The sequence below is a fragment of the Prauserella muralis genome (assembly GCF_003202285.1).
Lineage (GTDB): Bacteria > Actinomycetota > Actinomycetes > Mycobacteriales > Pseudonocardiaceae > Prauserella_B > Prauserella_B muralis.
Genome location: NZ_MASW01000007.1, coordinates 454,708 through 480,562 on the forward strand (window position 1 = coordinate 454,708; position 25,855 = coordinate 480,562).

At 74.1% G+C, this 25,855-nt stretch carries 27 protein-coding genes and 1 pseudogene; 5 read left to right on the forward strand and 23 right to left on the reverse strand.

From position 1 onward, the window contains the following. Positions 1 to 18 precede the first annotated feature (18 nt). Complete coding sequence (locus BAY60_RS31725; protein ID WP_112285084.1) at positions 19 to 456, forward strand: PPOX class F420-dependent oxidoreductase; 438 nt, start codon at positions 19 to 21, stop codon at positions 454 to 456. Positions 457 to 680: 224 nt separating this feature from the next. On the opposite strand, the gene BAY60_RS31730 is transcribed toward BAY60_RS31725, so the two are convergent. Genes BAY60_RS31730 through BAY60_RS31755 form a run of 6 tightly spaced genes read right to left on the reverse strand, consistent with a single transcriptional unit; the run spans position 681 to position 5,654 of the window. Next, positions 681 to 1,364: a RibD family protein gene (locus BAY60_RS31730; protein ID WP_112285085.1), complete on the reverse strand. Its 684-nt coding sequence runs from the start codon at positions 1,362 to 1,364 to the stop codon at positions 681 to 683. Next, positions 1,270 to 2,295: a lysylphosphatidylglycerol synthase domain-containing protein gene (locus BAY60_RS31735; RefSeq protein WP_112285086.1), complete on the reverse strand. Its 1,026-nt coding sequence runs from the start codon at positions 2,293 to 2,295 to the stop codon at positions 1,270 to 1,272. The genes BAY60_RS31730 and BAY60_RS31735 overlap by 95 nt, the downstream gene beginning before the upstream one ends. Then, a complete protein-coding gene (locus BAY60_RS31740; protein WP_112285087.1) occupies positions 2,292 to 3,125 on the reverse strand; it encodes an SAM-dependent methyltransferase in 834 nt (277 codons plus the stop codon). The genes BAY60_RS31735 and BAY60_RS31740 overlap by 4 nt, the downstream gene beginning before the upstream one ends. Before the next feature lie 2 nt (positions 3,126 to 3,127). Beyond that, positions 3,128 to 4,231, reverse strand: coding sequence for a glycosyltransferase family 4 protein (locus BAY60_RS31745; protein WP_211330534.1), 1,104 nt, complete (start codon positions 4,229 to 4,231; stop codon positions 3,128 to 3,130). After that, positions 4,228 to 4,626 (reverse strand): 6-pyruvoyl trahydropterin synthase family protein, encoded by a 399-nt coding sequence (locus BAY60_RS31750; RefSeq protein ID WP_112285089.1) that lies wholly within the window; start codon positions 4,624 to 4,626, stop codon positions 4,228 to 4,230. Before BAY60_RS31750 ends, BAY60_RS31745 begins: the two co-directional genes overlap by 4 nt. Before the next feature lie 56 nt (positions 4,627 to 4,682). After that, complete coding sequence (locus tag BAY60_RS31755; RefSeq protein WP_211330535.1) at positions 4,683 to 5,654, reverse strand: zinc-dependent alcohol dehydrogenase; 972 nt, start codon at positions 5,652 to 5,654, stop codon at positions 4,683 to 4,685. 47 nt (positions 5,655 to 5,701) lie between these two features. Between BAY60_RS31755 and BAY60_RS31760 the strand changes: the two genes are divergently transcribed. Continuing rightward, the gene (locus BAY60_RS31760; protein ID WP_245992899.1) at positions 5,702 to 6,427 is read left to right on the forward strand and encodes a CDP-alcohol phosphatidyltransferase family protein; all 726 of its coding nucleotides are present in this window, start codon (positions 5,702 to 5,704) and stop codon (positions 6,425 to 6,427) included. On the opposite strand, the gene BAY60_RS31765 is transcribed toward BAY60_RS31760, so the two are convergent. Then, positions 6,360 to 7,391 carry a glucosyl-3-phosphoglycerate synthase gene (locus BAY60_RS31765; protein WP_112285091.1) on the reverse strand — a complete coding sequence of 344 codons (1,032 nt, stop codon included), beginning with the start codon at positions 7,389 to 7,391 and terminating at the stop codon, positions 6,360 to 6,362. The genes BAY60_RS31760 and BAY60_RS31765 overlap by 68 nt on opposite strands. 217 nt (positions 7,392 to 7,608) lie before the next feature. Here BAY60_RS31765 and BAY60_RS31770 point away from each other — a divergent pair, with 217 nt between their 5' ends. Together BAY60_RS31770 and BAY60_RS31775 are read left to right on the forward strand one after the other, a co-directional pair. After that, on the forward strand, positions 7,609 to 7,944 hold the full coding sequence (locus BAY60_RS31770; protein WP_112285591.1) for an antibiotic biosynthesis monooxygenase: 336 nt from the start codon (positions 7,609 to 7,611) through the stop codon (positions 7,942 to 7,944). Continuing rightward, positions 7,941 to 8,780: a helix-turn-helix transcriptional regulator gene (locus BAY60_RS31775; protein ID WP_112285092.1), complete on the forward strand. Its 840-nt coding sequence runs from the start codon at positions 7,941 to 7,943 to the stop codon at positions 8,778 to 8,780. The genes BAY60_RS31770 and BAY60_RS31775 overlap by 4 nt, the downstream gene beginning before the upstream one ends. Here the strand turns inward: BAY60_RS31775 and whiA are convergent. From whiA to BAY60_RS31805, 6 genes and pseudogenes are all read right to left on the reverse strand, one after another. After that, positions 8,749 to 9,735, reverse strand: a complete 987-nt coding sequence (gene whiA, locus BAY60_RS31780) for a DNA-binding protein WhiA (RefSeq protein ID WP_112285093.1) — start codon at positions 9,733 to 9,735, stop codon at positions 8,749 to 8,751. The two genes, BAY60_RS31775 and whiA, sit on opposite strands and share 32 nt — an antisense overlap. After that, complete coding sequence (locus BAY60_RS31785; RefSeq protein WP_112285094.1) at positions 9,735 to 10,700, reverse strand: gluconeogenesis factor YvcK family protein; 966 nt, start codon at positions 10,698 to 10,700, stop codon at positions 9,735 to 9,737. The genes whiA and BAY60_RS31785 overlap by 1 nt, the downstream gene beginning before the upstream one ends. 2 nt (positions 10,701 to 10,702) lie before the next feature. Further along, complete coding sequence (gene rapZ, locus BAY60_RS31790) at positions 10,703 to 11,560, reverse strand: RNase adapter RapZ (protein WP_112285592.1); 858 nt, start codon at positions 11,558 to 11,560, stop codon at positions 10,703 to 10,705. 26 nt (positions 11,561 to 11,586) lie between these two features. Further along, a complete protein-coding gene (uvrC, locus tag BAY60_RS31795; protein ID WP_112285095.1) occupies positions 11,587 to 13,554 on the reverse strand; it encodes an excinuclease ABC subunit UvrC in 1,968 nt (655 codons plus the stop codon). A gap of 90 nt (positions 13,555 to 13,644) precedes the next feature. Next, a pseudogene (locus tag BAY60_RS31800) lies at positions 13,645 to 14,378 on the reverse strand (OBAP family protein). A gap of 44 nt (positions 14,379 to 14,422) precedes the next feature. Then, complete coding sequence (locus BAY60_RS31805; protein WP_245992901.1) at positions 14,423 to 15,100, reverse strand: HAD family hydrolase; 678 nt, start codon at positions 15,098 to 15,100, stop codon at positions 14,423 to 14,425. Between the two features lie 73 nt (positions 15,101 to 15,173). On the opposite strand from BAY60_RS31805, the gene BAY60_RS31810 reads away from it, so the two are divergent. Continuing rightward, positions 15,174 to 15,953, forward strand: a complete 780-nt coding sequence (locus tag BAY60_RS31810; protein WP_112285097.1) for an exodeoxyribonuclease III — start codon at positions 15,174 to 15,176, stop codon at positions 15,951 to 15,953. Between the two features lie 120 nt (positions 15,954 to 16,073). Here BAY60_RS31810 and BAY60_RS31815 read toward each other — a convergent pair whose 3' ends face one another. From BAY60_RS31815 to BAY60_RS31860, 10 genes are all read right to left on the reverse strand, one after another. Further along, positions 16,074 to 16,472: a PH domain-containing protein gene (locus tag BAY60_RS31815; RefSeq protein ID WP_112285593.1), complete on the reverse strand. Its 399-nt coding sequence runs from the start codon at positions 16,470 to 16,472 to the stop codon at positions 16,074 to 16,076. A gap of 53 nt (positions 16,473 to 16,525) precedes the next feature. After that, on the reverse strand, positions 16,526 to 17,035 hold the full coding sequence (ribH, locus tag BAY60_RS31820) for a 6,7-dimethyl-8-ribityllumazine synthase (RefSeq protein ID WP_112285098.1): 510 nt from the start codon (positions 17,033 to 17,035) through the stop codon (positions 16,526 to 16,528). Beyond that, entirely contained in the window at positions 17,032 to 18,324 is a 1,293-nt protein-coding gene (locus BAY60_RS31825) for a bifunctional 3,4-dihydroxy-2-butanone-4-phosphate synthase/GTP cyclohydrolase II (protein WP_112285099.1), read from the reverse strand. Before BAY60_RS31825 ends, ribH begins: the two co-directional genes overlap by 4 nt. A 2-nt stretch (positions 18,325 to 18,326) precedes the next feature. Next, positions 18,327 to 18,953, reverse strand: a complete 627-nt coding sequence (locus BAY60_RS31830; RefSeq protein ID WP_112285100.1) for a riboflavin synthase — start codon at positions 18,951 to 18,953, stop codon at positions 18,327 to 18,329. Next, positions 18,953 to 19,960: a bifunctional diaminohydroxyphosphoribosylaminopyrimidine deaminase/5-amino-6-(5-phosphoribosylamino)uracil reductase RibD gene (gene ribD, locus BAY60_RS31835; RefSeq protein WP_112285594.1), complete on the reverse strand. Its 1,008-nt coding sequence runs from the start codon at positions 19,958 to 19,960 to the stop codon at positions 18,953 to 18,955. Before ribD ends, BAY60_RS31830 begins: the two co-directional genes overlap by 1 nt. 31 nt (positions 19,961 to 19,991) lie before the next feature. Then, positions 19,992 to 20,666 (reverse strand): ribulose-phosphate 3-epimerase, encoded by a 675-nt coding sequence (gene rpe, locus BAY60_RS31840; RefSeq protein ID WP_112285595.1) that lies wholly within the window; start codon positions 20,664 to 20,666, stop codon positions 19,992 to 19,994. Positions 20,667 to 20,751: 85 nt separating this feature from the next. After that, on the reverse strand, positions 20,752 to 21,246 hold the full coding sequence (locus BAY60_RS31845; RefSeq protein ID WP_112285101.1) for a flavoprotein: 495 nt from the start codon (positions 21,244 to 21,246) through the stop codon (positions 20,752 to 20,754). After that, positions 21,243 to 22,658 carry an RsmB/NOP family class I SAM-dependent RNA methyltransferase gene (locus BAY60_RS31850; RefSeq protein WP_112285102.1) on the reverse strand — a complete coding sequence of 472 codons (1,416 nt, stop codon included), beginning with the start codon at positions 22,656 to 22,658 and terminating at the stop codon, positions 21,243 to 21,245. The genes BAY60_RS31845 and BAY60_RS31850 overlap by 4 nt, the downstream gene beginning before the upstream one ends. Continuing rightward, entirely contained in the window at positions 22,655 to 23,581 is a 927-nt protein-coding gene (gene fmt / locus BAY60_RS31855; RefSeq protein WP_112285103.1) for a methionyl-tRNA formyltransferase, read from the reverse strand. The genes BAY60_RS31850 and fmt overlap by 4 nt, the downstream gene beginning before the upstream one ends. Before the next feature lie 191 nt (positions 23,582 to 23,772). Beyond that, positions 23,773 to 25,833, reverse strand: a complete 2,061-nt coding sequence (locus BAY60_RS31860; protein ID WP_112285104.1) for a primosomal protein N' — start codon at positions 25,831 to 25,833, stop codon at positions 23,773 to 23,775. Positions 25,834 to 25,855 lie beyond the last annotated feature (22 nt).

Here is a 25,855-nt window from a genome sequence, read left to right on the forward strand (position 1 = left end):
GGCCGGTACGTTGCGGGTATGCGTGAGATGACGAGAGACGAGTGGTGGCGGTTCGCGAGCGAGGGCACCCGCACCGGCAAGGTGGGTGTGGTGCGTGCGGACGGCTCACCGCATGTGACCCCGGTCTGGTTCGTGCTCAGCGAGGGTCCGGATGGCGACGAGATCATCTTCAACACCGGCGCGGAGTCGGTGAAGGGCAGGGCGCTGGGCCGGGAGCCGCGGCTGTCCATGACCGTCGACGACCAGACGCCGCCGTACTCGTACGTGCACTTCACCGCCGAGGCGCGGATCTCCGAGGACCTGAACGAGATGCTGCCGTGGTCGATCCGGATCGGCAGCCGGTACATGGGCGAGGACCAGGGCGAGCTCTTCGGCAAGCGCAACGCGGTGCCGGGCGAGTACCTCGTCCGGGCGAAGATCACCAAGGTGGTCGCCCACGCCGACATGGCCGACTGACCAAGCACCCGACCGAACCCCCGCGAGTCCTGCGTTCAGGCCCGCGAGTCCTGCGTTCAGGCCCGCGAGTTCTGCATCCCCGACCGGTGGCTCCCCCATCGGGGAAGTTCAACGCCACCCATGCCGCATTGGGGAGCTTGCCACGACGACCGCCGAGCACGACGCGAACGCAGAACTCGCGGGCACCAACGCAGGACTCGCGGGCACGAGTGCAGGACTCGCGGTCAGGGGGCGGCGCGGGGGCGGTAACACAGCAGGACCACGTCGCCGAGCTGGCGGGTCTCGGTGAGCGTCATCCGGCAACCGGGGTTCTGCGGGAACCGCGCCGGGTTGACGAACCGGGGCGCGTCGGCCTGGCCCACGAAGAACGGCGCGTACACCACGTGCAGCTCGTCGACGACGCCCGCCGTGAGAAACAGGGTGTGCGTGGCGCCGCCGCCCTCCACCATCAGCCGTTCCACCTTGCGGTCCACGAGGTCGGCGAGCACCGCGTGCACGTCGATCCGCCGTCCCGCCGTCACGACCGTGGCCACGTCGCCGACCCGCGCACGCACCGCCGGCGCCGCGCACTCCGTGGTGTACACCAGCTTCTCGGTGTCACCGGTGGTGAAGAACGCCGCGCCGGGATCGACGTCGCCGCTGCCGGTGAGCGTCACCTTCAGCGGTGTGGCCGGGCGGCCGTCGGCGAGACGCTCCTCCCTGCGCCGCGCCGAGCGCACCACGAGCCGGGGATTGTCGGCACGGATCGTGTTGGCGCCCACCAGAATCGCGTCGGCCCCGGCACGCACCTCGTCGACCCGGTCGAAATCCTCCTCATTGGACAGCAGCAGCCGGGCGGTGCTGGTGTCGTCGATGCAGCCGTCCAGCGACGCGGCCACCGACAGCAGGACGTACGGGCGAACGGCCATGACGATCTCCTCCCTCGGTGACGTCCCGGCGCAGCAGCACCACCACGGCTCCCGGCAGGCTCGCCAGCAGGGCTAGCACGCCGTAGGTCACCGCGACGGCGAGTCCCTGCGCCGCTCCCAGGCCCGCCGCGCCGAACGCCAGCGCGCAGAAGGCCTCCCTCGGCCCCCAGCCACCCACGTTGAGCGGCAGCGCCATCGCCAGCAGCGCCGGCACGAACAGCGGCGCCAGCTCCGAGACGGGGGCCGCCGAGCCGGCAGTCCGCGCGGCGACCACGAACAGGGTGACGTGCCCGGCCAGCGCTGCCAAGGACAGCAGCAGCACACCCGGCCACACCTCGCGCGCGAGCAGTCCCGCCCGCACACCGGACAGCACGTCCGCGAGCGAGCGCCGCCACCGCACGCCACCGTCGCGCGAACGCGCACGCGCCAGCACGACCAGCACAGCAACGACGGCGGCCAGGGCGAGCACCACGAGCGTCAGGTCGGCGGCCAGCACGGACGCCGGCGCGGGCTGCACCAGCAGCGCGGGCAGGGCGACGGCGGCGAGAACCAGCTGACCACCGGTGCGCTCCACCACCACGGCACTGACCCCGCGCCCGACGTCGCCCGCGCGCCTGCCGTGCCCCACGGCGCGGTGCGCGTCGCCGAGCACCCCGCCGGGCAGCACGGCATTGAGAAACAGCGACCGGTAGTAGTCGCCGATGGCCACCCCCAGTGGCAGTGCCAGCCCGAGGTGCCGGGCGACGAGGCACCAGCGCCACGCGCAGAGCACCGTGGTCGCCACGCCGAGGCCGAGCGCCACCAGCACCGCGACGGCGTCCAGCCGCGCCAGCCCGGCGAGTGCCGCGTCCGCACCGAGCCGCCAGCCGAGCCCGGCCAGCAGGGCAACTCCGCCGAGCAACCGCAGCCACGGCCACATCCGCCGCGTCATCGGACCACCGCCTGCGCGACAGCGAGCAGGTCCCGGTGCTCGACCACCACCCGCAGCGCACCCGCGTCCGCGGCGGCGAGCCTGCGCCGCAGGTAGCCACGGGCCTCGGCGGCCAGCTCCGGACGCTGCTCGACGGCCGCGCCCACCCAGCCGCGCAGCCACGCCGCCGCCAGCGCGGCGTCGCCGGGGCCGAGCCGCCACGAACTGTCCGCGGTGAACACCTCCGCTCCGCGGTGCTCGAAGGCGCCGACGGCCGCGGCCGCCGCGTCGGGGCCGAGCAGGCGCCTGCCCCGGTGGACGCGGCGCTGGTGGTCGTTGAACGCGACGCCGAACACGGCGTCCAGCTCGTCTGCGGGGGTCAGCCGCACCCGGCCGAGCACCGTCAGCGTCAGCAAGGCGGGGACGCCCGCGCCGGTGCAGGCGTCCGCGAGCCTGCCGACCTCGTCGGCGGTGAGCAGGTCCAGCAGCGCGGAGGCGACGACGAGGGAGGTTCCGGCGAGATCGCCCGCCCGCAACGCCGTGAGGTCGCCCGCCCGCGCGGTGATGGTCACCGGGCCGCCGTCGAGCGCGGGTCCCGGGGGCGCGTGCCCGGCCAGCTCCAGCAGCCCGTGGTCGGTGTCGTGCAGCACCCACTGCTGCGGTCCGGGTAGCCGCGGGGCCAGCCAGCGGCCCATCGCACCGGTACCGCCGCCGAGGTCGGCCATGACGAGCCTGCCCGCCCGTCCGAGGCGTTCCCGCAGCGGCGCGAGCAGCTCCGGCGCTCGCGCCGCCGCGTCGGCGCGCTCGCGCAGCGCCAGCCAGTCCGGGGTGATTCCGGTGGTGGCGGGCATGGTCAGGCCGTCCTCAGCGACGGGTCGGACGCGGCCAGCACCGCGCCCAGCCGGTGGACGGTGGCATCCCAGCCGGGCAGCGTGCCGCGCCGTTGCCGGGCCGCCGCGCGCAGGGTCTGCCGCAGCTCCGCGTCGCGCAGCCAGTGCCGCAGCGCGGCGGCCAGCGCATGCGCGTCGCCGGGCTGCACGAGCAGGCCGGGCAGGCTGCCGTCCGGCGCGCGGCCGAGCGCGTCGGGAACACCCCCGACGGCCGTGGCGAGCACGGGAATCCCGTGGGCCAGCGCCTCGGTGATCACCATGCCGTAGGTCTCGGCGCGGGAGGGCAGCACGAGCAGGTCGGCCTCGGCGTAGGACGCGGCGAGCCGGGCGCCGGTGCGCGGGCCGGTGAGCCGGATCCGCTCGTCGAGCCCCCTGGCGACGATGAGCTGCAGCAGCCGGGTGGCGTAGGCGGGGTCACGGCTGAGCCCCCCGACGCACGCGCAGCTCCAGTCCAGCCCGGCGATGGCTGCCAGGGCCTCGACGAGTACGTCGTGGCCCTTGCGCGGGGTCACCGACGCCACGCACAGCAACCGGGTTCCCGGCTCGGAGGGCCGCGACAGCGAGGCCCGCGCGGCGCCGGGCTCGGCGACGTGCACCCGGTCGGCGGGCAGCCCGTGCAGCTCCAGCAGCCGCCGCGCCGCCCACGGGCTGGTCGCCACGACGGCGCTCGCCGCGTGCAGGGCCGCGCGTTCGGCGGCGGCCAGCTCGGCCGCCAGTGCCTGCGAGATGCCGGTCTCGTCACCCAGCGGCAGGTGCACGAGCACCACGAGCCGCAGCCTGCGCGCGTGGGGCGCGACGAGGTCGGGCACCGCGCAGGCGACCAGCCCGTCGATCAGCACGGAGGCGCCGTCGGGCAGGGCCGCCAGCGTCCGGCCGAGCCTGCCGCGCGCCGGGGCGCCCGGCCGGGGCCACGACCCGGGCACTGGGTGCTCGCGCACCCACCAGCCGCCCGCGGCGAGACCGTCGCAGACGGTCCGGTCGTAGACGTTGCCCCCGCTGGGCACGGTCACGTCGTCCACGTCGCCGGGCAGCACGACGTGGACGACGGGCGGGCCGGGCGGGGTCACAGCGGACGCTCGTAACTCGCCCACGCGACGGGCGACTCGTGCAGGGTCACCGCGAGACCGGCGAGCGCGCGGGCGCCCTCGCCCAGCGACCCGGCGTGCACGCGGTCGGCGAGCCGGTCGGCGATGACCTTGGCCAGGTACTCGGTGGAGGTGTTGGTTCCGGCGAACGCGGGCTCGTCGTCGAGGTTGCGGTAGTTGAGCTCGGCCAGCACGGCCCGCAGCTGCTCGGTGGCCAGCCCGATGTCGACGACGATGTTGTCGGCGTCGAGCTCGGCGCGGCGGAACGTCGCGTCCACCACGAAGGTCGCGCCGTGCAGGCGCTGGGCGGGCCCGAACACCTCGCCGCGGAAGCTGTGCGCGACCATGATGTGGTCGCGGACGGTGATGCTGAACAACGGCTCACCTCTCCTGATCGCTCACCTGGCGACACGACCCGGCCCCCGGGTTCGGTTCAATACGCGATGCGATGGCACAGCGCGGGCAGTTCCCCGGCGGCCAGCTTCGCGAGCACGTCCGGTAGCTCGGCGAACGGCGACTCGCCGGTGACCAGCGCGTCGAACGCCTCATCGGCCAGCAGCTCCATGGCCAGCCCCAGGCGTTCGGCGAAGCCGCGCCGCGTCCTGGCGACCGTGCCGACCTGGCTGCCGCGCAGCACCAGGCGCCGGGAGTGGAAGAACTCGCCGAGTGGTACGCCGACCCGCCGGTCGCCGTACCAGCTCAGCTCCACCACGGTGCCCTCCGGCGCGAGCAACTCCAGTGACCTGCCCAGTCCCTGCTCCGTGGCGCTGGCGTGCACCACGAGGTCACACTCGCCCTCCGCACGCTCGGGGACGGCGAACTCGACGCCGAGCCGGCCCGCCACGCCGGCCCGGTCCGGGTCGACGTCCACCAGCTGCACGCGCACGCCTGGGAACCGCGCGAGCAGCCGGGCCACGCTGCAGCCGACCATCCCGGCGCCCACCACGGCGACGCGGTCGCCGAGCAGCGGCGCGGCGTCCCACAGCGCGTTCACGGCCGTTTCGACGGTCCCGGCGAGCACGGCGCGCCCGGGGGGCACCGTCTCCGGCACCACCGTGACCGCCGAGGCGGGGACGACGTAGTGGGTCTGGTGCGGGTAGAGGCAGAACACGGTGCGGCCGCGCAGGGCGTCGGGGCCGTGTTCCACGACGCCCACGTTGAGGTAGCCGTACTTCACCGGCGCGGGGAAGCCGCCGTCCTGGAACGGCGCGCGCATCAGCTCGTGCTGGCTCGCGGGCACCTCACCACGGAAGACGAGGGTCTCGGTGCCCCTGCTCACTCCCGAGTAGACGGTGCGCACCAGGACGTCCTCCGGTCCCGGCTCCGGCAACTCCACCGGGCGCAGCTCGCCGTGGCCGGGGGCGCGCAGCCAGAACGCGGACGCGGAGAAGGTCACCGGGCGCATCGTAGGCGGGACTGAACCGCACGGCACCCCGCGTCGTGTCGCAGGGCGTGGGTGTTCTCGCGCAACTGGCGCTGCTGAGCGGGCTGTGGGCGGCCGTCGGTCTCGGCCCGGCGGGCTGGCTTGCCGGGGCCGGGTACGCGGCCTGCGGGTGGATGCTGCTCGCGGCGGCCCGGTACCGGCACGGCACCCGGACGTGGGGGCCCGCCGACCGGGTCACGCTCGCCCGCGCCGTGCTCACCGGGGGCGTCACGGCGCTGGTCGCCGACGACGGCGGCCCCGCCGCGCACGCGGCACTGGTGGCGCTGGCGGCGGTGGCGTTGCTGCTCGACGCCGTGGACGGGCAGGTCGCGCGGCGCACCGGCACCGTCACCGCGCTGGGCGCGCGCTTCGACATGGAGGTCGACGCGCTGCTGATCCTCGTGCTCAGCGTGGCCGTCTCCCGCTCGCTGGGCGTCTGGGTGCTGGCGATCGGGCTGATGCGGTACGCGTTCGTCGCGGCGGCACACGCGGCGCCGTGGCTGCGGGCGCCGCTGCCGCCGCGCGCGGCCCGCAAGGCCGTCGCCGCGGCACAGGGCATCGTGCTCGTGACCGCGGCGGCCGGGGTGCTGCCCGCCCCGGCCGCCGCGGTCACCGTCGCCGGCGCGCTGGTGCTGCTGACCTGGTCGTTCGGGCGCGACGTGCGGTGGCTGCACCGGGCGAGCCGGGTCAGGCCGAGTCCCGCATCGCCGCCATCGGGTCGGAGTGCAGGCTCGCCAGCGGCGGGCGCTGGGTGAGCGACACGTCGGTGAGCACCAGCTCCCGCTCGACGCCGCGGACGCCCGCGCCGCGCCGGAACTGGGCCAGCAGCGTCGCGGGCGGCTCGGCCGTCACCAGCCGCCCGTAGGTGTCCAACCGGTCGAGGATCGTGAGCATGATCTGGCCGGACATCCGGCCCAGCGCCTGCGTGCCCTGGTGCCGGTGGGTGCGGATGCCGAGGTCGACCTGCGCCAGCGCGTCCAGCCCGCGCCACTCCACCAGGTCGATCAGGTGTCCCATCTCCACGCCGTAGTGGGTGACGAACGGGATGCGCTCCAGCACCTCCCTGCGCCCGGCGTACTCCCCCGCCAGCGGCTGCACGAACCCGGCGAGCTCCGGCCAGAACAGGTTCAGCAGCGGCCGCGCCACCAGCTCGGTGACCCGGCCGCCGCCGTCGGCGTCGGAGCGCTCCGCCCCGGCCAGTGGCCGGTGGTAGAAGCCCTTCACGTAGTCGATGCCGGGGTCGCTCAGCAGCGGGCCGAGCAGCCCGATGACGTAGCCCGCGGTGAAGTCGTACAGGTCGGCGTCGACGAACACCACCAGCTCACCGGTCGTGGCGGCCAAGCCCTTCCACAGCGCCTCGCCCTTGCCGCGCACGCCCGGCAGCGGGTGCAGCACGGCGTCCTGCGCGACGACCGTGGCACCCGCTTCGGCGGCGACCGCGGCGGTGGCGTCCCGCGAGTGCGAGTCCACCACGAGCACCTCGTCGACCAGCGGCGTGCGCTCCATCAGCTCGTCCCGGATGGTGCGCACGATCTCGCCGACCGTCTCCTGCTCGTCGCGGGCCGGGATCACCACGCTCACCGTGCGCCCGCGCTTGGCGGCCGCCAGCTCCGCCGCGGTCCAGTCGTCGGCCCGGCTGGATCGCCGCGCGAGCCAGTCGCCGACGCCGGCCGGAACGGCGTGGCCCGCACCCTTGAGTCCTGTCCCCGTCGCGTGCACGTGGCCCCCTTTCTCCGGGACGGCTGTTGCCGTGATCGAGAGTTGGCGCGAGGCGTTTCCGGCGGGCACGTGCGGGCGCAACCGCTGCGTTACGAGTTGCCGGGTTCCCGGAGCCCAGGTAACGGCGCGCGTTCACACGCCCGCGCAGGATCGGGCAAGCGCGGACGGCGAGCCCCGGCGCAGGATGGCGGCCGAGGTCACGGACGAAAGGCAGGACATGATCCGCAGGATCTGGCACGGCTGGACGACGCAGGCCAACGCCGACGCCTACGAGCGGCTGCTGCTCGGGCACATCTTCCCCGGCATCGTCGCGCGGCGCATCGCCGGGCTGCACGGGCTGGAGGCGTGGCGCCGCGCCGCAGGTGACGAGGTCGAGTTCGTCACCGTGATGTCGTTCGCCGACCACGGCGCGGTGGCCGAGTTCACCGGGGGCGAGCCGGAGCAGTCGGTGGTGCCCGCCGAGGCGCGGCGGCTGCTGGCGCGCTTCGACGAGCACTCCGCCCACTACGAGCTGGCCGGAATGTCGGAGGCCGCCGCTACCGTGGCGGAGTGACGAGCGACCCGGTCGCCACCCTGGACACCGCCACGGTGGGCGACGACGGCGACGTGCGGGTCACCGACGTGCGCTGCCGCGCTCGCGCGGCCCCGGCAGGCGCGGCCGAGGCGGGGCCGCTGCGCAGGCTGGTGCTACCGCTTCGCGGGGTGTTCTCGTGCGTGGCCGGCGGGGAGGAAATGCTCCTGGAGCCGGGCAGCGGCATCGTGCTGGAGCCGGGTGAGGGCTACCGCTTCGGCCATCCCGTCGACGGCGGTGACCAATGCCTGGTGCTCGCGGCGGGCGAGGCCGCGTGGGCGGAGCTGGCCGGGCCGTCCGGCGGGCTGCCCGCCGGACGGCGGCTCGTGCTGGCGCCGCCCGACCTGCTGCGAGCGGTGCGGCTGCGGACAGCGGACAGGCAGGCCGTGCCGGAACTGGCGGCGCTGACGCTCGGCGACCTGGCGGCACGAGGCGACGGGCACCCGTCCGCCGACCTGCCGCCCTCGCGGCGGCGGGTGGCCGACCGGGCGGCGGAGTTCCTGGCCGTGCACTACGCCGAGCCCCTGCCCCGGCTGCTCGACGCCGCGGCGGCCGCGGCCGGCTGCTCGCCGTACCACCTGGCCAGGGCGTTTCGCGCCGCGTACGGGGTGACGCTGCACGCCTACCGGGAACGGCTGCGCACCGCCGCGGCGCTGCGCGCGCTCGCCGAGGGCGCCGACGACCTGGCCACGCTCGCCGTCTCGCTCGGCTACGCCCACCACGGGCACTTCACCCGCCGGCTGCGACGCGCCCTCGGGGCGCCGCCCTCGCGGGTGCGGGACGCGCTCAGGCCTCCTCTTCCAGCATCTCCGCGGTGACGGCCGACTCGGTGTCCGGCACGCCGAGGTCCTTGGCGCGCTTGTCGGCCATCGCGAGCAGCCGCCGGATGCGGCCCGCGACGGCGTCCTTGGTCATCGGCGGGTCCGACAGCTGGCCCAGCTCCTCCAGCGAGGCCTGCCGGTTGGACAGCCGCAGCTTGCCCGCGGCGAGCAGGTGGTCGGGGGCGGTGTCGCCGAGGATGTCCATGGCGCGCTCCACCCTGGCCGCGGCGGCCACCGCCGCCCGGGCCGACCGGCGCAGGTTGGCGTCGTCGAAGTTGGCGAGCCGGTTGGCGGTGGCGCGGACCTCGCGCCGCATGCGCCGCTCCTCCCACGCCAGCACGCTCTGGTGGGCGCCGAGCCGGGTCAGCAACGCGCCGATGGCGTCGCCGTCGCGCACCACCACGCGGTCGGCGCCCCGCACCTCACGCGACTTGGCCTGGATGCCGAGCCTGCGGGCGGCACCCACGAGCGCCAGCGCGGCCTCCGGCCCGGGGCAGGTGACCTCGAGCGACGACGAGCGGCCGGGCTCGGTCAGCGAGCCGTGCGCGAGGAACGCGCCCCGCCAGGCGGCCTCGGCGTCGGCGAGCCCGCCGGACACCACGGCCGCGGGCAGGCCCCGCACCGGACGGCCCCGCTGGTCGATGAGCCCGGTCTGCCTGGCCAGCCCCTCGCCGTCCTTGACCACCCGCACGACGTAGCGGGTGCCCTTGCGCAGGCCACCGGAGGTGATCATGTGCACGTCCGAGTGATGGCCGTAGAGCTCGTGGATCTCCCTGCGCAGCCGCCGCGCCACCGAGCCGGTGTCCAGCTCGGCCTCGACGACCACCCGGCCGCCGACGATGTGCAGCCCGCCCGCGAACCGCAGCATCGCCGACACCTCGGAGCGGCGCGGGCCGACCTTGGTGATCTCGAGCCGGCTCAGCTCGTCCTTGACCGCAGCCGTCATGGCCATTACTGCCCCTCCCTCTCGCGCTCGGTCAGACCGAGAGCCTCTCGCACACAGCCAGCAAGGGCATCTGGATCGTGCCGTCCGGCCACGCCCGGGTCGGCCACGGTGGCCAGATGCGCCCGCGCACCCAGCTCGGCGGCGGCGCGGCGCAGGCGTGCCGGAGTCGGCACGGAGTCGCGATCGGCGATCACCGCGTCCACCGCGAGCCGGGGAGCGTGCTCGAAGAGTACGTCCAGGTGCCGTTCGGGTGAGAAGCCAGCCGTCTCTCCCGGCTGCGGAACGAGGTTGAGAATCACCACCTTGGTCGCGGTGGTGCGCACCAGCGCGTCGTGCAGGCCGGGCACCAGCAGGTGGGGCAACACGCTGGTGAACCACGAACCGGGGCCCAGGAACACCGCGTCGGCCGCGAGCACGGCGTCCACGGCCTCCCGGCAGGCGGCGGGCGGCTCACCGGGCCTGCCTGGTGCGTGCAGGCTGATCCGCCGCACCTGGCCGGGGGTGCTGGCAACGGCGACCTGGCCGCGGATGCGGCTCACCTCGCCGCCGCCCTCCAGCCCGGTGACCTCGGCCTCGATCTCCAGCGGCTCGGCCGACATCGGCAGCACCCGCCCGGTCACGCCGAGCAGCCTCGCCGCCTCGTCGAGCCCGGCCACCGGGTCGCCCAGCACCTCGAAAAGCCCGGCCAGCAGCAGGTTGCCGACGGCGTGACCGGTGAGCGCGCCGCTGCCGCCGAAGCGGTGCTGGAACACCTCGGCCCAGAGCGTTCCGCCGTCCTCCGCGGCGGCGAGCGCGGCCAGTGCCTGCCGCAGATCACCGGGAGGCAGCAACCCCAGCTCGCGGCGCAGCCGCCCCGACGAGCCGCCGTCGTCGGCGACCGTGACGACGGCGGTGACGTCCGGGGTGATCCTGCGCAGCGCGCTCAGCGTCGCGTGCAGCCCGTGCCCGCCCCCGAGTGCGACGGCCCGCATGGTCACTCGCGACCCAGGTCCCGATGCACCACCTTCACTGCCATGCCATCCTCTTTGGACAGACGGGTCGCCAGTTCCTCGGAGATGGCCACGCTGCGGTGCTTGCCGCCGGTGCAGCCGACCGCGAGCGTCAGGTAGCGCTTGCCCTCGCGCTTGTAGCCCGCGCCGATCAGCCGCAGCAACTCGTGGTAGCGGTCCAGGAACTCCTCGGCGCCCTCCTGGCCGAGCACGTAGTTGCGGACGTCGCCGTCGAGGCCGCTGTGGTCGCGCAGCTCGGGGATCCAGAACGGGTTGGGCAGGAAGCGCACGTCCATCACCAGATCGGAGTCCATCGGCAGACCGTACTTGTAGCCGAAGGAGAGCACCGTGACCCTCGTCTGGGTGGCGGCCTCGGTGCCGAACGCGTCCTCGATCTTGGAACGCAGGTCGTGCACGGAGAGCGCGGAGGTGTCGAGCACGAGGTCGGCCTCCTCCCGCAGCGGGGCCAGCAGGGTCCGCTCGGCGGCGATCCCGTCGACGAGCCTGCCCTCGCCCATCATGGGGTGGCTGCGGCGCACCTGCTCGAACCGGCGGACCAGCACGGCGTCGGTGGCCTCGAGGAACAACACCCTCGGCTTGTAGCCACGGGCGTCGAGGTCCTTGATCACCGAGGCGAGGTCGTCGGTGAAGGCGCGCGAGCGCACGTCCATCACCACGGCCACCTTGGTGATGGCGCCGCGAGCCTGCGCGCCCAGCTCGACCATGGTGGAGATCAGCTCGGGCGGCAGGTTGTCCACCACGAACCAGCCCAAGTCCTCCAGGCACTTCGCCGCCGTGCTGCGGCCCGCGCCGGACAACCCGGACACGACCGCGACCTCCATCCCGGCGGTTCTGGTCTCTTCGTCGGTCACGCGCGTGACTCCCCTCGTGTGTCGTTGCCCCCTGCGAGAGCGGCATGCACGACCTCGGCGGTGCGCCTGCCCACTCCTGGTACCTCGGCGATCTCGTCCACGCTCGCCTGCCTCAGCCGTTTCACCGAGCCGAAGTGCTTGATCAGCGCGGCCTTGCGGGCCTGCCCGAGCCCGGGTACCCCGTCGAGCGCGGACGCCTGCACCCGCTTCGACCGCTTCTGCCGGTGGTACCGGATCGCGAACCGGTGCGCCTCGTCGCGAACCCGTTGCAGAAGGTACAGCGCGTCCGACGAGCGCGGCAGGATGACGGGGTCGGGGTCGGCGGGCAGCCACACCTCCTCCAGCCGCTTGGCCAGGCCCACGACCGCGACGTCGGTGATGCCGAGCTCGGCCAGCACGTCCCCGGCCGCGGTGGCCTGCGGCCCTGCGCCGTCCACCACGAGGAGGTTGGGTGGGTAGGCGAACTTGCGCGGCCTGCCCGTCTCGGGGTCGATGCCCGGAGGGCCCTCCTGCTCGGCCTGCTCGGGTGTGCCGTTCTCGTTCTCCCTGAGGTAGCGGGCGAACCGGCGCCGGACGACCTCGGCGATGGAGGCGACGTCGCCCTCGTCGGCGGCCTCCCGCAGCGCGAACCGGCGGTACTCGGACTTGCGGGGCACGCCGTCCTCGAACACCACGAGCGAGGCCACCACGTCGCTGCCCGCGATGTGGCTGATGTCGACGCACTCGATGCGCAGCGGCGCCGTGTCCAGGCCGAGGTGCTCCTGCAGCTCCGACAGCGCGGCAGAGCGGGCGGTGAGGTCGCCTGCCCTGCGCAGCTTGTGCTGGGCGAACGCCTCCTGCGCGTTGCGTGCGACGGTCTCGGCCAGCGCGCGCTTGTCCCCGCGCTGCGGCACGCGCAGCCGCACCCTGCCACCGCGCAGCTCCGTGAGCCATTCGGCCATCGAGTCGGTGTCGGGCGGCAGCTCGGGCACCAGCACCTCGCGCGGCACCGGGGACGTGCCGTCCGGCGCCTCGGCCGCCAGCTCGACCTGTTCGGCGTAGAACTGGCCGAGGAACTGCTCGACCAGCGCGGGCACGTCCATCTCCTCGACCTTGTCGATCACCCAGCCGCGCTGGCCGCGCACCCGGCCGCCGCGCACGTGGAACACCTGTACCGCGGCCTCCAGCTCGTCGTGGGCGAAGGCGATGACGTCGGCGTCGGTGCCGTCGCCGAACACGACGGCCTGCTTCTCCATGGCCCTGCGCAGGGCGCCGAGGTCGTCGCGCAGGCGGGCGGCCCGCTCGAACTCCAGCGACTCGGCGGACTCGGCCATCTCCTTCTCGAGCCTGCGGATCATCACGTCGGTGCGCCCGGCGAGGAAGTCACAGAAGTCCTCGACGATCCCGCGATGCTCGTCGGCGCTGACCCGGCCGACGCAGGGCGCCGAGCACTTGTCGATGTAGCCGAGCAGGCAGGGCCTGCCGATCTGGCCGTGCCGCCGGAACACCCCGGCGGAGCACGTGCGGGCGGGGAACACGCGCAGCAGCAGGTCGAGGGTCTCGCGGATCGCCCAGGCGTGGGCGTAGGGGCCGAAGTAGCGCACGCCCTTCTTGCGCGGCCCACGGTAGACGTGCAGGCGGGGGAACTCCTCGTGCAGCGTGACCGCCAGCACCGGGTAGGACTTGTCGTCGCGGTAGCGGACGTTGAACCGCGGGTCGAACTCCTTGATCCAGTTGTACTCCAGCTGCAGTGCCTCGACCTCGGTGGTGACGACCGTCCACTCGACGGCTGCCGCGGTGGTGACCATCTGCCGCGTGCGGGGGTGCAGTCCGGACAGGTCGGCGAAGTAGGAGTTCAGCCTGCTGCGCAGGCTCTTCGCCTTGCCGACGTAGATGACCCGCCTGGTGGCGTCGCGGAACTTGTAGACGCCGGGAGCGTCCGGGATGCTTCCGGGTGAGGGGCGGTAGGTCGAGGGGTCAGCCACCTCTCGAGTTCAGCACAGTGGCGCGGAGCGCCGCGTTGGGGGTGGCGGTCGGGCGACGGGTGGGCCTATGGCTGACCTCCGACATCGCGGTCAGGGGTCCGTCCCGTCCGCGCGCACGTCGGTGACGCCCTCGACGGGGCGGCCGCCGGCGAACTGCCCGGCCATGTCGTCCACGCCGTACTGCGGGTGCGCCAGCGCCACCAGATCGCTCCTGCGTTCCGCCTTGGCGCCGGTGTCGATGCCGAACACCGCGTTGCGGTCGGCGGCCAGCACGGGGTCGCACTCCCCCTCGCGGTTGAACGACCACATCAGCTTCGGATCGCCCAGCGGCAGCGCGGCGCCGGGCTGCCCGTCGTGTCTGCCGGTGTGCCAGGTGTGCCACGTCTTGCGTATGAGTTCATGAGCAGCTTCATCAGCGCGTGCTCGGCGGCCTCCGGCAGGCCGGGCGCGACGAGCTGGCCGGAGAGCACCTCGAAGTTGTGCGGGTGCCAGTGGGGCCGCTCCTCGTCCGGCAGCGTGCCGAACAGGTGCGCGAAGACGATGTACTCGATGCCGATCAGGTTGGCCTCGCGCGTGTTGCCGTCGAACAGCACGCACTGCAGCAGGTCGTCGTTGACGACCTTGCAGTAGTGGTGGGCCTCCATCTGCGAGTCCGGCTCGTCCTTGGCGCAGTGGAAGCCGACGACGTAGACGTCGAAGCCTTTCAGCGGACTGGTGTCCTGCAGCAGTTTCGCGCCGAGGTCGAGGGTCGCGCGCCAGCGGCTGACCGGGTTGCCCGCGGCCGTCACCGGCGAGCCGCGCCGAGGGATCGTGGGGTTCACCATGTTGTGCGGCTACCCGGCGGGCCTCGCGTCAACCGCGCGTGGCTTCAGAGCTCCAACAGCCCGGTGACGACCTGGTCGACCCGCTCGGCCTGCACGTGCGGCTGCTCCACGACGGGCGGCAGGGCACCTTCCAGCCGGGTGCCGAACCCGGCGAGCAGGCCCGCCTTCACCGCGCCGTGGACGTCCCACGAGTGCACGGCCACCAGCGCGGTGGCATCCGGCGCGGATCCGGCCTGCTCGCACGCCCAGTGGTACACCGCCGCCGGGGGTTTGAAGGAGCGGATCCGCTCGGTGGAGAGCACCCGCACCACGCGGTCGGCCAGCCCCTCACGGTCCAGAATGGACTCCAGGACCTTCGCGGAGCCGTGGGTGAAGCCGTACGCGGGAATCCCGGCGTCCCGCAGCAGGTCGAACGCCGTCACCGCCTCCGGGTACAGCGGCAGGGTGGCGAAACCGTCGAGGATGTGCTCGATCTGCTCCTCGGTGAGCGTGTGCCCGGAGGTAGTGGCCAGCTCAGCGGCGGCGACCTGGCGAAACGGCGGAGCCTCGCCCGCGAGCGTGTAGGCCATGCCGTCGCGCAGCGTCCTGGCGAAGAACAGTTCCAGCTCGTGGCCCGGCCTTCCGGCCTCGGTGAACCGCGCGCGCAGCGGCTCGAGCCGCACCAGCGTCTCGAACACGTCGAACAGGACCGCCTGCGGCCTCCGTGCCGTCGCGCGCGCCATGCCTGCCAGCCTACGCACCAGGGTCAAGGCGTATAGGACGTTATACATGTCGCGGGTGTGGGATTGTCGGCACATGCGCATCGCCACCTGGAACGTCAACTCGATCACCGCGCGGCTGCCCCGGCTGCAGGCGTGGCTCGCCGCGGCGCAGCCGGACGTGCTGTGCCTGCAGGAGCTCAAGTGCGGGGACGAGGCGTTCCCCCGGGACGAGCTGGCGGAGCTGGGCTACGACGTCGCCTGCCACGGCAGCGGACGGTGGAACGGCGTGGCGGTGCTGTCCCGCGTCGGGATCGACGACGTCACCCGCGGACTGGTGGACCAGCCCGCCTACGAGGACGTGGTGGAGCCCCGCGCGATCGGGGCCACCTGTGGCGGGGTGCGGGTCTGGTCGGTGTACGTGCCCAACGGCCGCGAACCGGGCCACGCGCACTACGCGTACAAGCTGCGCTGGCTGGAGGCCCTGCACGCCACGGTGCTGGCGGAGGCCGCGGCCGGCAGGCCGTTCGCCGTGCTCGGCGACTTCAACATCGCGCCCACCGACGACGACGTGTGGGACATCGCGCGGTTCGCCGAGTCCACGCACGTCACCGAGCCCGAGCGCAAGGCCCTGGCGATGCTGCGCGACGCCGGGCTCACCGACGTGCTGCCGCGCGCCCTCAAGTACGACCGTCCCTACACCTACTGGGACTACCGGCAGCTGGCGTTTCCGAAGAACAACGGTATGCGCATCGACCTGGTGTACGGCAACGACGCCTTCGCCGGAGCCGTCACCGACGCCTACGCCGACCGCGAGGAACGCAAGGGCAAGGGAGCCTCCGACCACGCCCCCGTCGTCGTCGACCTCACCCTGTAACGCCCTGCAAACCCTAGCCGCGCGGCAAGCTCCCCAATGCCACATTCGTAGCGTTCAACGCCACCAATGCGGCATTGGTAGCGTTCAGCGCCACCAATGCCGCATTGGGGAGCTTGGGGCTCAGCCTTCGTGGGCGGCCTTGTGGAGGCGGCGCAGGGCACGGACGGCTTCGACGGCACGGTCGCGATCAACGGCCTGCACGGCGAGCACCGAGTAGTACTCGTCGTCGGGCAGTTCGAGCCGGGCGAACGACGCACCGTCGGGGAAGCTCACCGACAGCACCTCCTGCCAGGAGAAGCGCCTGCCGACGAACGGCAGGTTGCGCACCTCGATGCCCTCGGCGTCGGCCCGCACCCGCGGCGTCGCGAACAGCAGGGCGCCCCCGGCGAGCAGGACGCCGACACCGATCATCGCCACCTGGTCGCTCGGCTGGAAGATCACCCCGGTCTCCGAGCGCCGCAGCAGCAGGGCCACCACGATGAACACGGCCAGCAACAGCACGGCGAGCACGGCGGACATCCACGCCGCACGCCTCGGCCGGATCAGCACGTTGTCGCCGGTCACGGTGTCGCTCACACGAAGCCCCGTTCCGTCCACGGCTGGCGCAGGCCACGCAGCACGTTGGCCGTGGTCAGTGCCGCGACGGTGGCCTCGCGCCCCTTGTTCTCCGCCGAGCCGGGCAGCCCGGCCCGGTCCAGCGCCTGCTGCTCGGTGTCACAGGTGAGCACGCCGTTGCCCACCGGAGTGCTCTCGTCGAGCGCGACCCTGGTCAGCCCGGCGGTGACGGCGTCGCACACGTAGTCGAAGTGCGGCGTGCCACCCCGGATGACCACGCCCAGCGCCACGACCGCGTCGTGGTTGCGGGCCAGTGCCTGCGCGGTGACGGGCAACTCGATCGCGCCCGCCACCCGCACGACGGTCGGCTCCTCGGCGAGCTTGGCCTCGCCCGCGGCGGCCAGGGCGTTCTCCAGCAGGCTGTCGGTGATGGTCGCGTGCCAGCGGGTGGCCACGATCGCCAGCTTGAGGTTCTCGCACTCGCTCAGCCGCAGCCCGCCCTCACCGGGCCGCCCTTCGCCGCTCACGCCTGGCCTCCTCCATCGCGGGTTTCGCCCAGGCGGGCACCGACGTCGTCGAGGTGCTCCAGCTGGGAAAGGTCGTGTCCCATGCGGTCGCGCTTGGTCTGCAGGTACCGCAGGTTCTCCGGGTTCGGCGAGATCGGCAGCGGCACGCGCCCGGTGACCCGCAGCCCGTAGCCCTCCAGGCCGACCCGCTTGGCCGGGTTGTTGGTCAGCAGGCGCATCGAGCGGACCCCGAGGTCGCACAGGATCTGCGCGCCCGTGCCGTAGTCGCGCGCGTCGGCGGGCACGCCGAGCGCCAGGTTCGCGTCCACGGTGTCGGCGCCCGCGTCCTGCAGCTGGTAGGCCTGCAGCTTGTGCAGCAGGCCGATGCCCCTGCCCTCGTGGCCGCGGATGTAGAGCACGACGCCGCGCCCCTCCCTCGCCACGGTCTCCAGCGCCGCCTGCAGCTGCGGACCGCAGTCGCACCGCAGCGAGCCGAACACGTCGCCGGTGAGGCACTCCGAGTGCACGCGCACCAGGATGTCCTCGCCGTCACCGATCTCGCCGTAGACGAACGCGATGTGCTCGATGCCGTCGAGCAGGCTGTCGTAGCCGATGGCGCGGAACGTGCCCGCGGCCAGCGGGATCCGGGCCTCGGCGACCCGCTCGACCTGCTTCTCGGTGCGCCTGCGGTAGGCGATGAGGTCGGCGATGGTGATCAGCCGCAGGTCGTGGTCGGCGGCGAACACCTCCAGCTCGTCGCGGCGGGCCATGTCGCCCTCGTTCTTCTGCGACACGATCTCGCACAGCACGCCCGCCGGCGCGAGCCCGGCCATCCTGGCCAGATCGACGGCGGCCTCGGTGTGCCCCGGCCTGCGCAGCACACCGCCCTCCTTGGCGCGCAGCGGCACCACGTGCCCGGGCCTGCGGAAGTCCGACGGCTGCGACTTGGCGTCGGCCAGCAGCCGGATGGTGTGGGCGCGGTCGGCGGCGGAGATGCCGGTGCTCACGCCCTCGGCGGCGTCCACGGTCACGGTGTACGCGGTGCCGCGCATGTCCTGGTTCGTGTGGTACATCGGCGGCAGGTCGAGCCGGTCGCAGTCCTGCTCGGTGAGCGGGACACAGATGTAGCCGGAGGTGTAGCGCACCATGAAGGCCAGCAGCTCCGGCGTGGCCTTCTCGGCGGCGAAGATGAGGTCGCCCTCGTTCTCCCTGTCCTCGTCGTCCACCACGACGACGGGCCGGCCGTTCGCGATGTCGCGGATGGCCTGTTCGATGGCCTCGACGTCCAGTGCCGGGGCGGGCTCTGTCATGGTCACGCTTCCTCCTTGCTCCCGCCATTCTCCACCGCACGGCCGGGCAGGTGGACGGCGGCCAGCTTCTCGACGTACTTCGCGAGCACGTCGACCTCCAGGTTCACCACGTCGCCCGGCTCGGTGCGGCCGAGCGTCGTGGCACCCAGCGTGGTGGGGATGAGCGCCACGGCGAACTCCTCCCTGCTCACGGACGCCACGGTCAGCGACACCCCGTCGACGGCGATGGAGCCCTTCTCCACGATGTAACGACCGAGGGCGGGCGGGAACGCGAAATGCGTCAGCCCGTCCGGATCGCGGGACAGGAACACCCCGGTGCCGTCGACGTGTCCCTGCATGACGTGGCCACCGAACCGGCCGTCGGCCGCCATGGCCCGCTCCAGGTTCACGGAGCGTCCCGTGTCGAGCTTGCCGAGGCTCGACCGCTTCAGCGTCTCGTGCACCACGTCGACGATGAACTCGTCTCCGGACACAGACACGACCGTGAGGCACACACCGTTCACCGCGATCGAGTCGCCGTGCCGGGCGTCGCTGGTGACCAGCGGGCCGCGCACGGTCAACCGCGCCGCCTCCGGCAGCTCCTCGACGCCGGTGATCTCGCCGAGCTCCTCGACAATGCCGGTGAACATTACCCGTCCTCCTCGCCTGTGGCCGGAACGGCGGCGATGCGCACGTCGTCCCCGCTCATGGTGACCCCTTCGACACGCCAGCGGTGTGCTTCGGTGACCGTCGACACGCCCGCGGGGCCCAGCGCGACCGGACCATCACCCAGCAGAGTGGGCGCGACGTAGGCGAGGAGCCGGTCGACCCGCCCTGCGCGCACGAACGCCCCCGCCAGCGTCGGCCCGCCCTCGAGCAGGACGTCCACGACGCCGCGCTCGCCGAGCACCGCGACCACCTCGGCGGGGTCACGGGTGCGCAGGTGCACCGTGCGCGCCGCCCCGTCCAACACCCGCGAGCCCTCCGGTATGCCGCTCTCGCCGACCACGACCCGCAGCGGCTGCCGGGCCGCGAGCGCGCCGTCCGGACCGCGCACGGTGAGCCACGGGTCGTCGGCGCGCACGGTGCCGGTGCCCACCACCACCGCGTCGGCGGCGGCGCGGATGGCATGCACCTCGGCGCGCGAGACCGGGCCGGAGATCCACCTGCTGGTGCCGTCGGCGGCGGCGACCCTGCCGTCGAGCGTGGCCGCGTACTTCCAGGTGACGTGGGGCCTGCCGGTGCGCACGGTGTGCAACCACGCCCGCAACGGGCCCGTGGCGGCCTCCTCGGCGAGCAGGCCGCCCGCGACGTCGACCCCTGCCGCCCGCAGCCGCTCGGCGCCGCCTCCGAACTCCGGATGCGGGTCGGCCACGGCGTAGCGGACCGCCGCGACCCCGGCGGCGAGCAGTGCGTCCGTGCAGGGCGGGGTGCGGCCGTGCCCGGCACAGGGCTCGAGCGTGACGACGGCGGTGCCGCCCCGCGCCCGCTCCCCGGCCTGGCGCAGCGCGACGACCTCGGCATGCGGACCGCCCGGCGGCTGGGTCGCGCCCTCGCCTGCCCGCGAGCCGTCCGCGGCGAGGATCACGGCGCCGACCGGCGGGTTGGGGCTGGTGGTGCCGCGCACGGTCTCGCTGAGGGCGAGCGCGGCCGCCATGGCCTCCCGCTCGCCTTCCGGGTCGATCACGTCAGCGCGGGCCGCCCGCTCGCGCCGCCTGCGCGCGCAGCGCGGCGACCGCCTGGCCAGGGTCCCCGGCGCCGTAGACGGCCGAGCCCGCGACGAAGCAGTCGACCCCGGCCTCGGCGGCCTGCTCGATGGTGTCGGCGTTGATCCCGCCGTCGATCTCCACGAGCACCGTCAGGTGTCCGGTGTCGACGAGCCTGCGGGCCGTGCGGACCTTGTCCAGCACCCTGGGGATGAACGACTGGCCGCCGAAGCCGGGTTCAACCGACATCACCAGCAGCGTGTCGTAGTGCTTGAGCGTGTCGAGGTGGTCTTCCAGCCGCGTGTCCGGTTTGACCGACAGCCCTGCCTTCGCCCCGGCCGCACGCAGGTTCTTGGCGATCATCACCGGATCGTGTGCCGCCTCGACGTGCACGGTGACGTTGTGGGCGCCGGCCTCGGCGTAGCCGGGGGCCCAGCGGTCCGGGTTCTCGATCATCAGGTGGCAGTCGAGCGGCACGTCCGTCACCTTGAGCAGCGACTGCACGACCGGCAGGCCGATGGTCAGGTTAGGCACGAAGTGGCCGTCCATCACGTCGACGTGCACCCAGTCGGCGCGGGTGTCTCCCTCACCGGCGATGGCGGAGATCTCCTCGCCGAGGCGGGCGAAGTCTGCGGACAGGATGCTTGGTGCGATCAGCGGTTGATGGGCCACGCGCGCGAGTGTAGAGGGGCCCGCCCGCACCCGGCGCGGCCGGACCCGCCGGCGCGGGCGCCACGGGTGGTCACGGCAGCAGGTCGAGCACCTCGGTCCAGGCGGCGGTGAGCCGATGGGTCCGCACGCCCGCCGATGCGAGCGTGTCCAGGTGACCCTGCCACGCGGGGTGGCCGAAGCGGCTGTCCCGCACCTGGTAGCCGACGACGAGGGTGACGCCCGGCTCGCCGAGAGCGTCGCCGAGCACGGTCAGCGCCTGGTTGTCGGCGATACCGAGGGCCAGCTTGGCGACCGACCCGGCCGTGGCCGGGGCGAACAGGAACACGTCCGGATCCGGGTGCGGCCTCGGCTCGCCGGGCAGCCGGGACTCGCTGCGCACGTCCAGATCGGTGCACGCACGCAGCCGCTCCAGCTCAGCGGTCGCCGCCAGCCAGCGCGCGGCCGTCGGCGTCAGCGTGATCGCCAGCCGCCAGCCACGCCGGGCGGCGGGTTCGGCCAGCTCGGCACACAGCCGCGTCTCCACGCCGCCGCACGAGGCCGCGACGAGGCCCAGCACTCGGCTCATCGCGCCCGGGCGATGGCGCAGAACATCGCGTCGGTGCCGTGCCGGTGCGGCCACAGCTGCACCGCGGGTCCGTCGCCGAGCGCGGGCACGCCGGGGAAGAACTCGCGGGCGTCGAGCACCTCGGCGCCCGCCCTGCGCGCGCCCTCGGTGAACACACCGTCGGTCTCGGCAAGGTGCGGCGAGCACACGACGTAGGTGACCAGGCCGCCGGGCCGGGTGAGCCGGAAGGCCGACGCCAGCAGCTCGCTCTGCAGCCGGGTCAGGTCGGCCACGTCGGAAGGCTGGCGCCGCCAGCGCGCCTCCGGGCGCCTGCGCAGCGCACCCAGCCCGCTGCAGGGCGCGTCCAGCAGCACCCGGTCGTAGCGCGGTTCGAGCCCGGGATCGCGGCCGTCGGCGACGTGCACGGTGACCGGCAGACCCTCGGTGGCCTCCTCGACCAGCTTCGCGCGGTGCGGGGCCTGCTCCACGGCGTCGAGCGTCGCGCCGGAGACGGCCGCGAGCGAGCCGAGCAGCACCGCCTTGCCGCCGGGGCCCGCGCACAGGTCGAGCCACCGCTCGTCGGCGCCCTCCAGCGCAGCCTTCGTGGCGGCGAGGGCGACCAGCTGGCTGCCCTCGTCCTGCACGGCGGCGAGGCGCTCGCGGATCACCTCGGACTCGGCGAGGTCGCCGCCGCCAGAGGGCAGGTGCACGCCGTACGGCGAGTAGGGAGCCACGTCGCCACCGGTGATGGCGGCCAGCTCGTCGGCGCTGATCTCACCGGGCTTGGCGAGCAGGTGCACGGCGGGCCGCTCGTCGTCGGCCCGCAGCGCGGCCTCCAGCTCGGCGCCCTTGTCACCCAGCGCCTCGGCGAACGCGCGCGCGACCCAGCGCGGGTGCGCGGTGCGGATCGCCAGGTGACCGATCGGGTCGGACTCCCGGTCTGGGGTGAGCTGTTCCAGCCAGCTCTGCTCGTCCTTCTCGGCGACTCTGCGCAGGACCGCGTTGACGAACCCGGAGACGTGGGAGCCCGCCTCCTCCCGTACGAGGTCCACAGTGGACGCCACCGCGGCGTGTGGCGGGATCCGCGTGCGCAGCAGCTGGTAGGCACCCAGCCGCAGCCCGTCCAGCACGACCCTGTCCACTGTCTTCAGTGGCCGGTCGAGGCAGGCGGCGATGATCTCGTCGAGCAACCCCTGCGCCCGCGCCGTGCCGTAGGTGAGCTCGGTGGCCAGCGCGGCGTCACGCCCGCTGATCCGGCGCTCGCGCAGCAGCTCGGGAAGCAGCAGGTTGGCGTAGGCGTCGCGCTCGGTGATGGCACGCAGCACGTCGAGCGCCGCGCGGCGGGCCGGGTCCTGTGCCGGTGGCCTGCGCGGCCCCGGCTTGCGCGGCGCGGGCCGCCTGCCGCGGTCGGGCCTGCGTTGCCTGCCCGTCATGTCAGGCGCTCCCCCTGTTCGATCCTGCTGCCGCGCGCCCAGTCGGCGGCCGGCATCCGCTTCTTGCCCTGTGCCTGCACCTCACCGAGGCGTACCGCCGCGGTGGCGGTGCCCACCAGCACCCGCCTGCGCTCGACAAGCACCTCGCCGGGCGCCGGGCGCGGCCCCTCGGCCGGTGCGACGGGGCCGAGCTTGAGCCGCTCGCCCCGGAACCACGCCCAGGCGCCCGGCTCCGGTGTCACCGAGCGCACGAGCCGGTCGACGGCGAGCGCGGGCAGCGTGAAGTCGGCCTTCGCGTCGTCCACCGTCACCTTGGGCGCGTAGCTGATGCCCTCGGCCGGCTGCGGCTCCGCCTGCAGCCTGCCGTCCTCGATACCGTCCATCGTGGACACCAGCAGCCGCGCACCGGAGACCGCGAGCCGGTCGAGCAGCGCGCCCGCCGTGTCGCTCGGCTCGATCTTCTCGGTCACCACGCCGTACACCGGCCCGGCGTCCAGCTCCTTGACGATCCGGAACGTGGACGCCCCGGTGATCTCGTCGCCGGCGCGGATGGCTGCCTGCACCGGTGCCGCGCCACGCCAGGCGGGCAGCAGCGAGAAGTGCAGGTTGACCCAGCCGTGCCGGGGAATGTCCAGCGTGCGCTGCGGCAGCAGCGCGCCGTAGGCCACCACGGGGCACGCGTCGGGGGCCAGCTCGGCCAGCCGGTCGAGGAATCCGGGCTCGCCCGCACGGGCGGGCGTGAGGACCTCGATGCCGTGCTCGTCGGCCAGCGCTGCGACGGGCGAGCGGACGAGTCTGCGCCCGCGCCCGGCAGGCGCGTCCGGCCGCGTCACCACCGCCACCACCTCGTGCCGGGGCGAGTCCAGCAGCGCGCGCAACGAGGGGACGGCGGGCTCGGGGGTGCCCGCGAACACGAGCCTCATGGGCGACCCGGCAGGCGAAGGGATACGAACATCACCGGCCAGTCTAGAGCGCCGTCCGGTTTCGCCCCGCACACGCCCGCTCGCCCCAAGCTCCCCAATGCGGCATTGGTGGCGCTCAACGCTACGAATGCCGCATTGGTGGCGCTCAACGCTACGAATGTGGCATTGGGGAGCTTTCCCCGGGCGGTCGGCTAGATGAGCTCGAGGGGATCCAGCTGGATGCGGACCGGGGCGGCGGCCTTGTCGCTGCTGCGGCGGGCACTCACCGCGTGCGCGGCGGCGGCCAGCGCCCTGCCGTCGGCACGCGGGACCCGCACGAGCGCACGCTCACGGTCCGCTCTGCCCTCGTCGTCCACCTCGCCCACCGGCACCGGACCGAGCACCTCCGCCGACGGCGGCAGGCTGATCTCGTCGAGCAGCTCCGCCACCGCGTCCGGGCTGCCCTCGATACTCGCCATCCGCACCGCGGGCGGGAACCCCAGCTCCCGGCGCTCGGCGAGCTCCACCTCGGCGTGCCAGCCCGGGTCCCAGCGCACCAGCGCCTGCACCACGGGAATCGCCGCCTCGGCGCCGACGACCACCCGTCCCCCGTCGCGCGCGGGACGCACCAGCGCGGCGGCGGTCAGCCAGCGGCGCAGCGCCTCCTCCCCCGCCCGCAGGTCCTGCCTGCCCAGCAGCGCCCAGCCGTCGAGCAGCAGCGCCGCACCGTAGCCCGCCTCGGCCACCGGCTCGGCACCTGGTGTGGCGACGACCAGCGCGGGCCGGGCGGGGACACTCGCCAGCACCTCACCGCCCCCGGACGTGCGGACGGTGGTGCCGGGAAACGCCCTGCCCAGCTCCTCGGCGGTGCGTTTCGCGCCGACCACCACGGCGCGCAGCCTGGCCGACCCGCACGCCGGGCAGCGGAACGCGGCCTCGGCCACTCCGCACCAGCGGCAGTGCGGCACCCCCGCCTCACCGCCGCTGGGCAGCATCAGCGGCCCCGCGCACCGGCGGCAGCGGGCGGGCGTGCGGCACTGCCCGCACGCCAGGCCGGGCACGTAGCCACGCCGGGGCACCTGCACCAGCACCGGGGCACCGGCCCCCAGGCTCGCCCTGGCGGCCTCGAACGCCACGGCGGGCAGGCGCGCCGCGCGCGCGGCCTCGTCCCGCGCGACGTCGAAGTCCTCGCCGGTGGGCGTGACCCGCGGCGCACGCGCCCGCAGCTCGTCGCGGGCGGCGACGATCGGGTGCGCCCACCCGGACTCCAGCAGCAGCTGCGCCTCGGCGGTGCGCGCGTGGCCCGCGGCGAGGAACGAGGCCTTGTCGGCGTGGGCGCGCAGCACGAGCACGTCGCGCACCTGCGGGTAGGGCATGTGCGGATCGACGTGCAGGTCGTCGCCGTCGTCCCAGACGACGAACAGCCCCGGATCGGCGACCGGGGCGAACATGGCCGCACGGGTGCCGACCACGATCCGCACGGCGCCGCGCAGCACGGCGAGCCAGCGGCGGTACCGCTCGGCGGGACCGAGGTCGGCGGACAGCGCGACCACCGCGTCCTCCCCCGCCAGCTCCGCACACGCGGCGCGCAGGCGCGCGACGTCGCGGTGGTCGGGCACCACGAGCACCGAACCCCGACCCTGCGCCGCGACGGTGGCAGCCAGCTCGGCGAGCCTGCGCGGCCAGTCCTCACCGGGCAGGGCCTGCCACACGCCGTGGGCGGGACGGCCCGCGCGCAGCGCGTCGGCGAAGCCGGGGCCCCACGGGTAGGGACGCCACCCGGCCAGGTCCGGCTCGCCCGGGGCGGGGGCGGGTTCCCGGGGCGGCTCGGCCTCGGTCTTGGCGTGCCGCGGCGGCAGCGCCAGCCGCAGCACGTCGATGAGCGTGCCACCGTAACGTTCGGCGACCGTGCGGCACAGGGCCGCGAGGCGCGGCGGCAGCACCCGCTCGCTGGAGGTGACCCGTTCGAGGAACGCGAGCCTGCCCGTGTGCTCCGTGGTCGAGCCCCGTTCGAGAAGGAAGCCGTCCACCAGCTGGCCCGCGAACCGCACGCGCACCCGGCAGCCGGGCACGGCCACGGCGTCGAGCTCCTGCGGAACCTGGTAGTCGAACGTCCGGTCCAGGTGAGCCAGCGGCACGTCGACGATCACCCTGGCGACGGGATCCGCCTCGGCGGGCCGCCGCTGCCCCTTGCGGGGGGACGCCGCACGCGTGCCGCGCGCGGGCGCGGGCTTCGGCAGGTCCCACAGCGGGGGTGTCTCCTGGCGGCTCACCCCGTCTTCTCTACCAGCCGGG

Coding starts and splice junctions, on each gene's coding strand:
- BAY60_RS31810 (WP_112285097.1), top strand. CDS start 15,174: ATGCGCATCGCCACCTGGAACGTCAACTCGATCACCGCGCGGCTGCCC.
- BAY60_RS31805 (WP_245992901.1), bottom strand. CDS start 15,100: ATGGCGCGCGCGACGGCACGGAGGCCGCAGGCGGTCCTGTTCGACGTG.
- BAY60_RS31725 (WP_112285084.1), top strand. CDS start 19: ATGCGTGAGATGACGAGAGACGAGTGGTGGCGGTTCGCGAGCGAGGGC.
- BAY60_RS31730 (WP_112285085.1), bottom strand. CDS start 1,364: ATGGCCGTTCGCCCGTACGTCCTGCTGTCGGTGGCCGCGTCGCTGGAC.
- BAY60_RS31785 (WP_112285094.1), bottom strand. CDS start 10,700: ATGCGGGCCGTCGCACTCGGGGGCGGGCACGGGCTGCACGCGACGCTG.
- BAY60_RS31830 (WP_112285100.1), bottom strand. CDS start 18,953: ATGTTCACCGGCATTGTCGAGGAGCTCGGCGAGATCACCGGCGTCGAG.
- BAY60_RS31815 (WP_112285593.1), bottom strand. CDS start 16,472: ATGTCCGCCGTGCTCGCCGTGCTGTTGCTGGCCGTGTTCATCGTGGTG.
- rapZ (WP_112285592.1), bottom strand. CDS start 11,560: ATGGAGGTCGCGGTCGTGTCCGGGTTGTCCGGCGCGGGCCGCAGCACG.
- BAY60_RS31850 (WP_112285102.1), bottom strand. CDS start 22,658: ATGACGGGCAGGCAACGCAGGCCCGACCGCGGCAGGCGGCCCGCGCCG.
- BAY60_RS31825 (WP_112285099.1), bottom strand. CDS start 18,324: ATGACAGAGCCCGCCCCGGCACTGGACGTCGAGGCCATCGAACAGGCC.
- BAY60_RS31755 (WP_211330535.1), bottom strand. CDS start 5,654: ATGCGCCCGGTGACCTTCTCCGCGTCCGCGTTCTGGCTGCGCGCCCCC.
- BAY60_RS31770 (WP_112285591.1), top strand. CDS start 7,609: ATGATCCGCAGGATCTGGCACGGCTGGACGACGCAGGCCAACGCCGAC.
- BAY60_RS31735 (WP_112285086.1), bottom strand. CDS start 2,295: ATGACGCGGCGGATGTGGCCGTGGCTGCGGTTGCTCGGCGGAGTTGCC.
- BAY60_RS31845 (WP_112285101.1), bottom strand. CDS start 21,246: ATGAGCCGAGTGCTGGGCCTCGTCGCGGCCTCGTGCGGCGGCGTGGAG.
- whiA (WP_112285093.1), bottom strand. CDS start 9,735: ATGGCCATGACGGCTGCGGTCAAGGACGAGCTGAGCCGGCTCGAGATC.
- fmt (WP_112285103.1), bottom strand. CDS start 23,581: ATGAGGCTCGTGTTCGCGGGCACCCCCGAGCCCGCCGTCCCCTCGTTG.
- BAY60_RS31740 (WP_112285087.1), bottom strand. CDS start 3,125: ATGCCCGCCACCACCGGAATCACCCCGGACTGGCTGGCGCTGCGCGAG.
- ribD (WP_112285594.1), bottom strand. CDS start 19,960: ATGGCGGCCGCGCTCGCCCTCAGCGAGACCGTGCGCGGCACCACCAGC.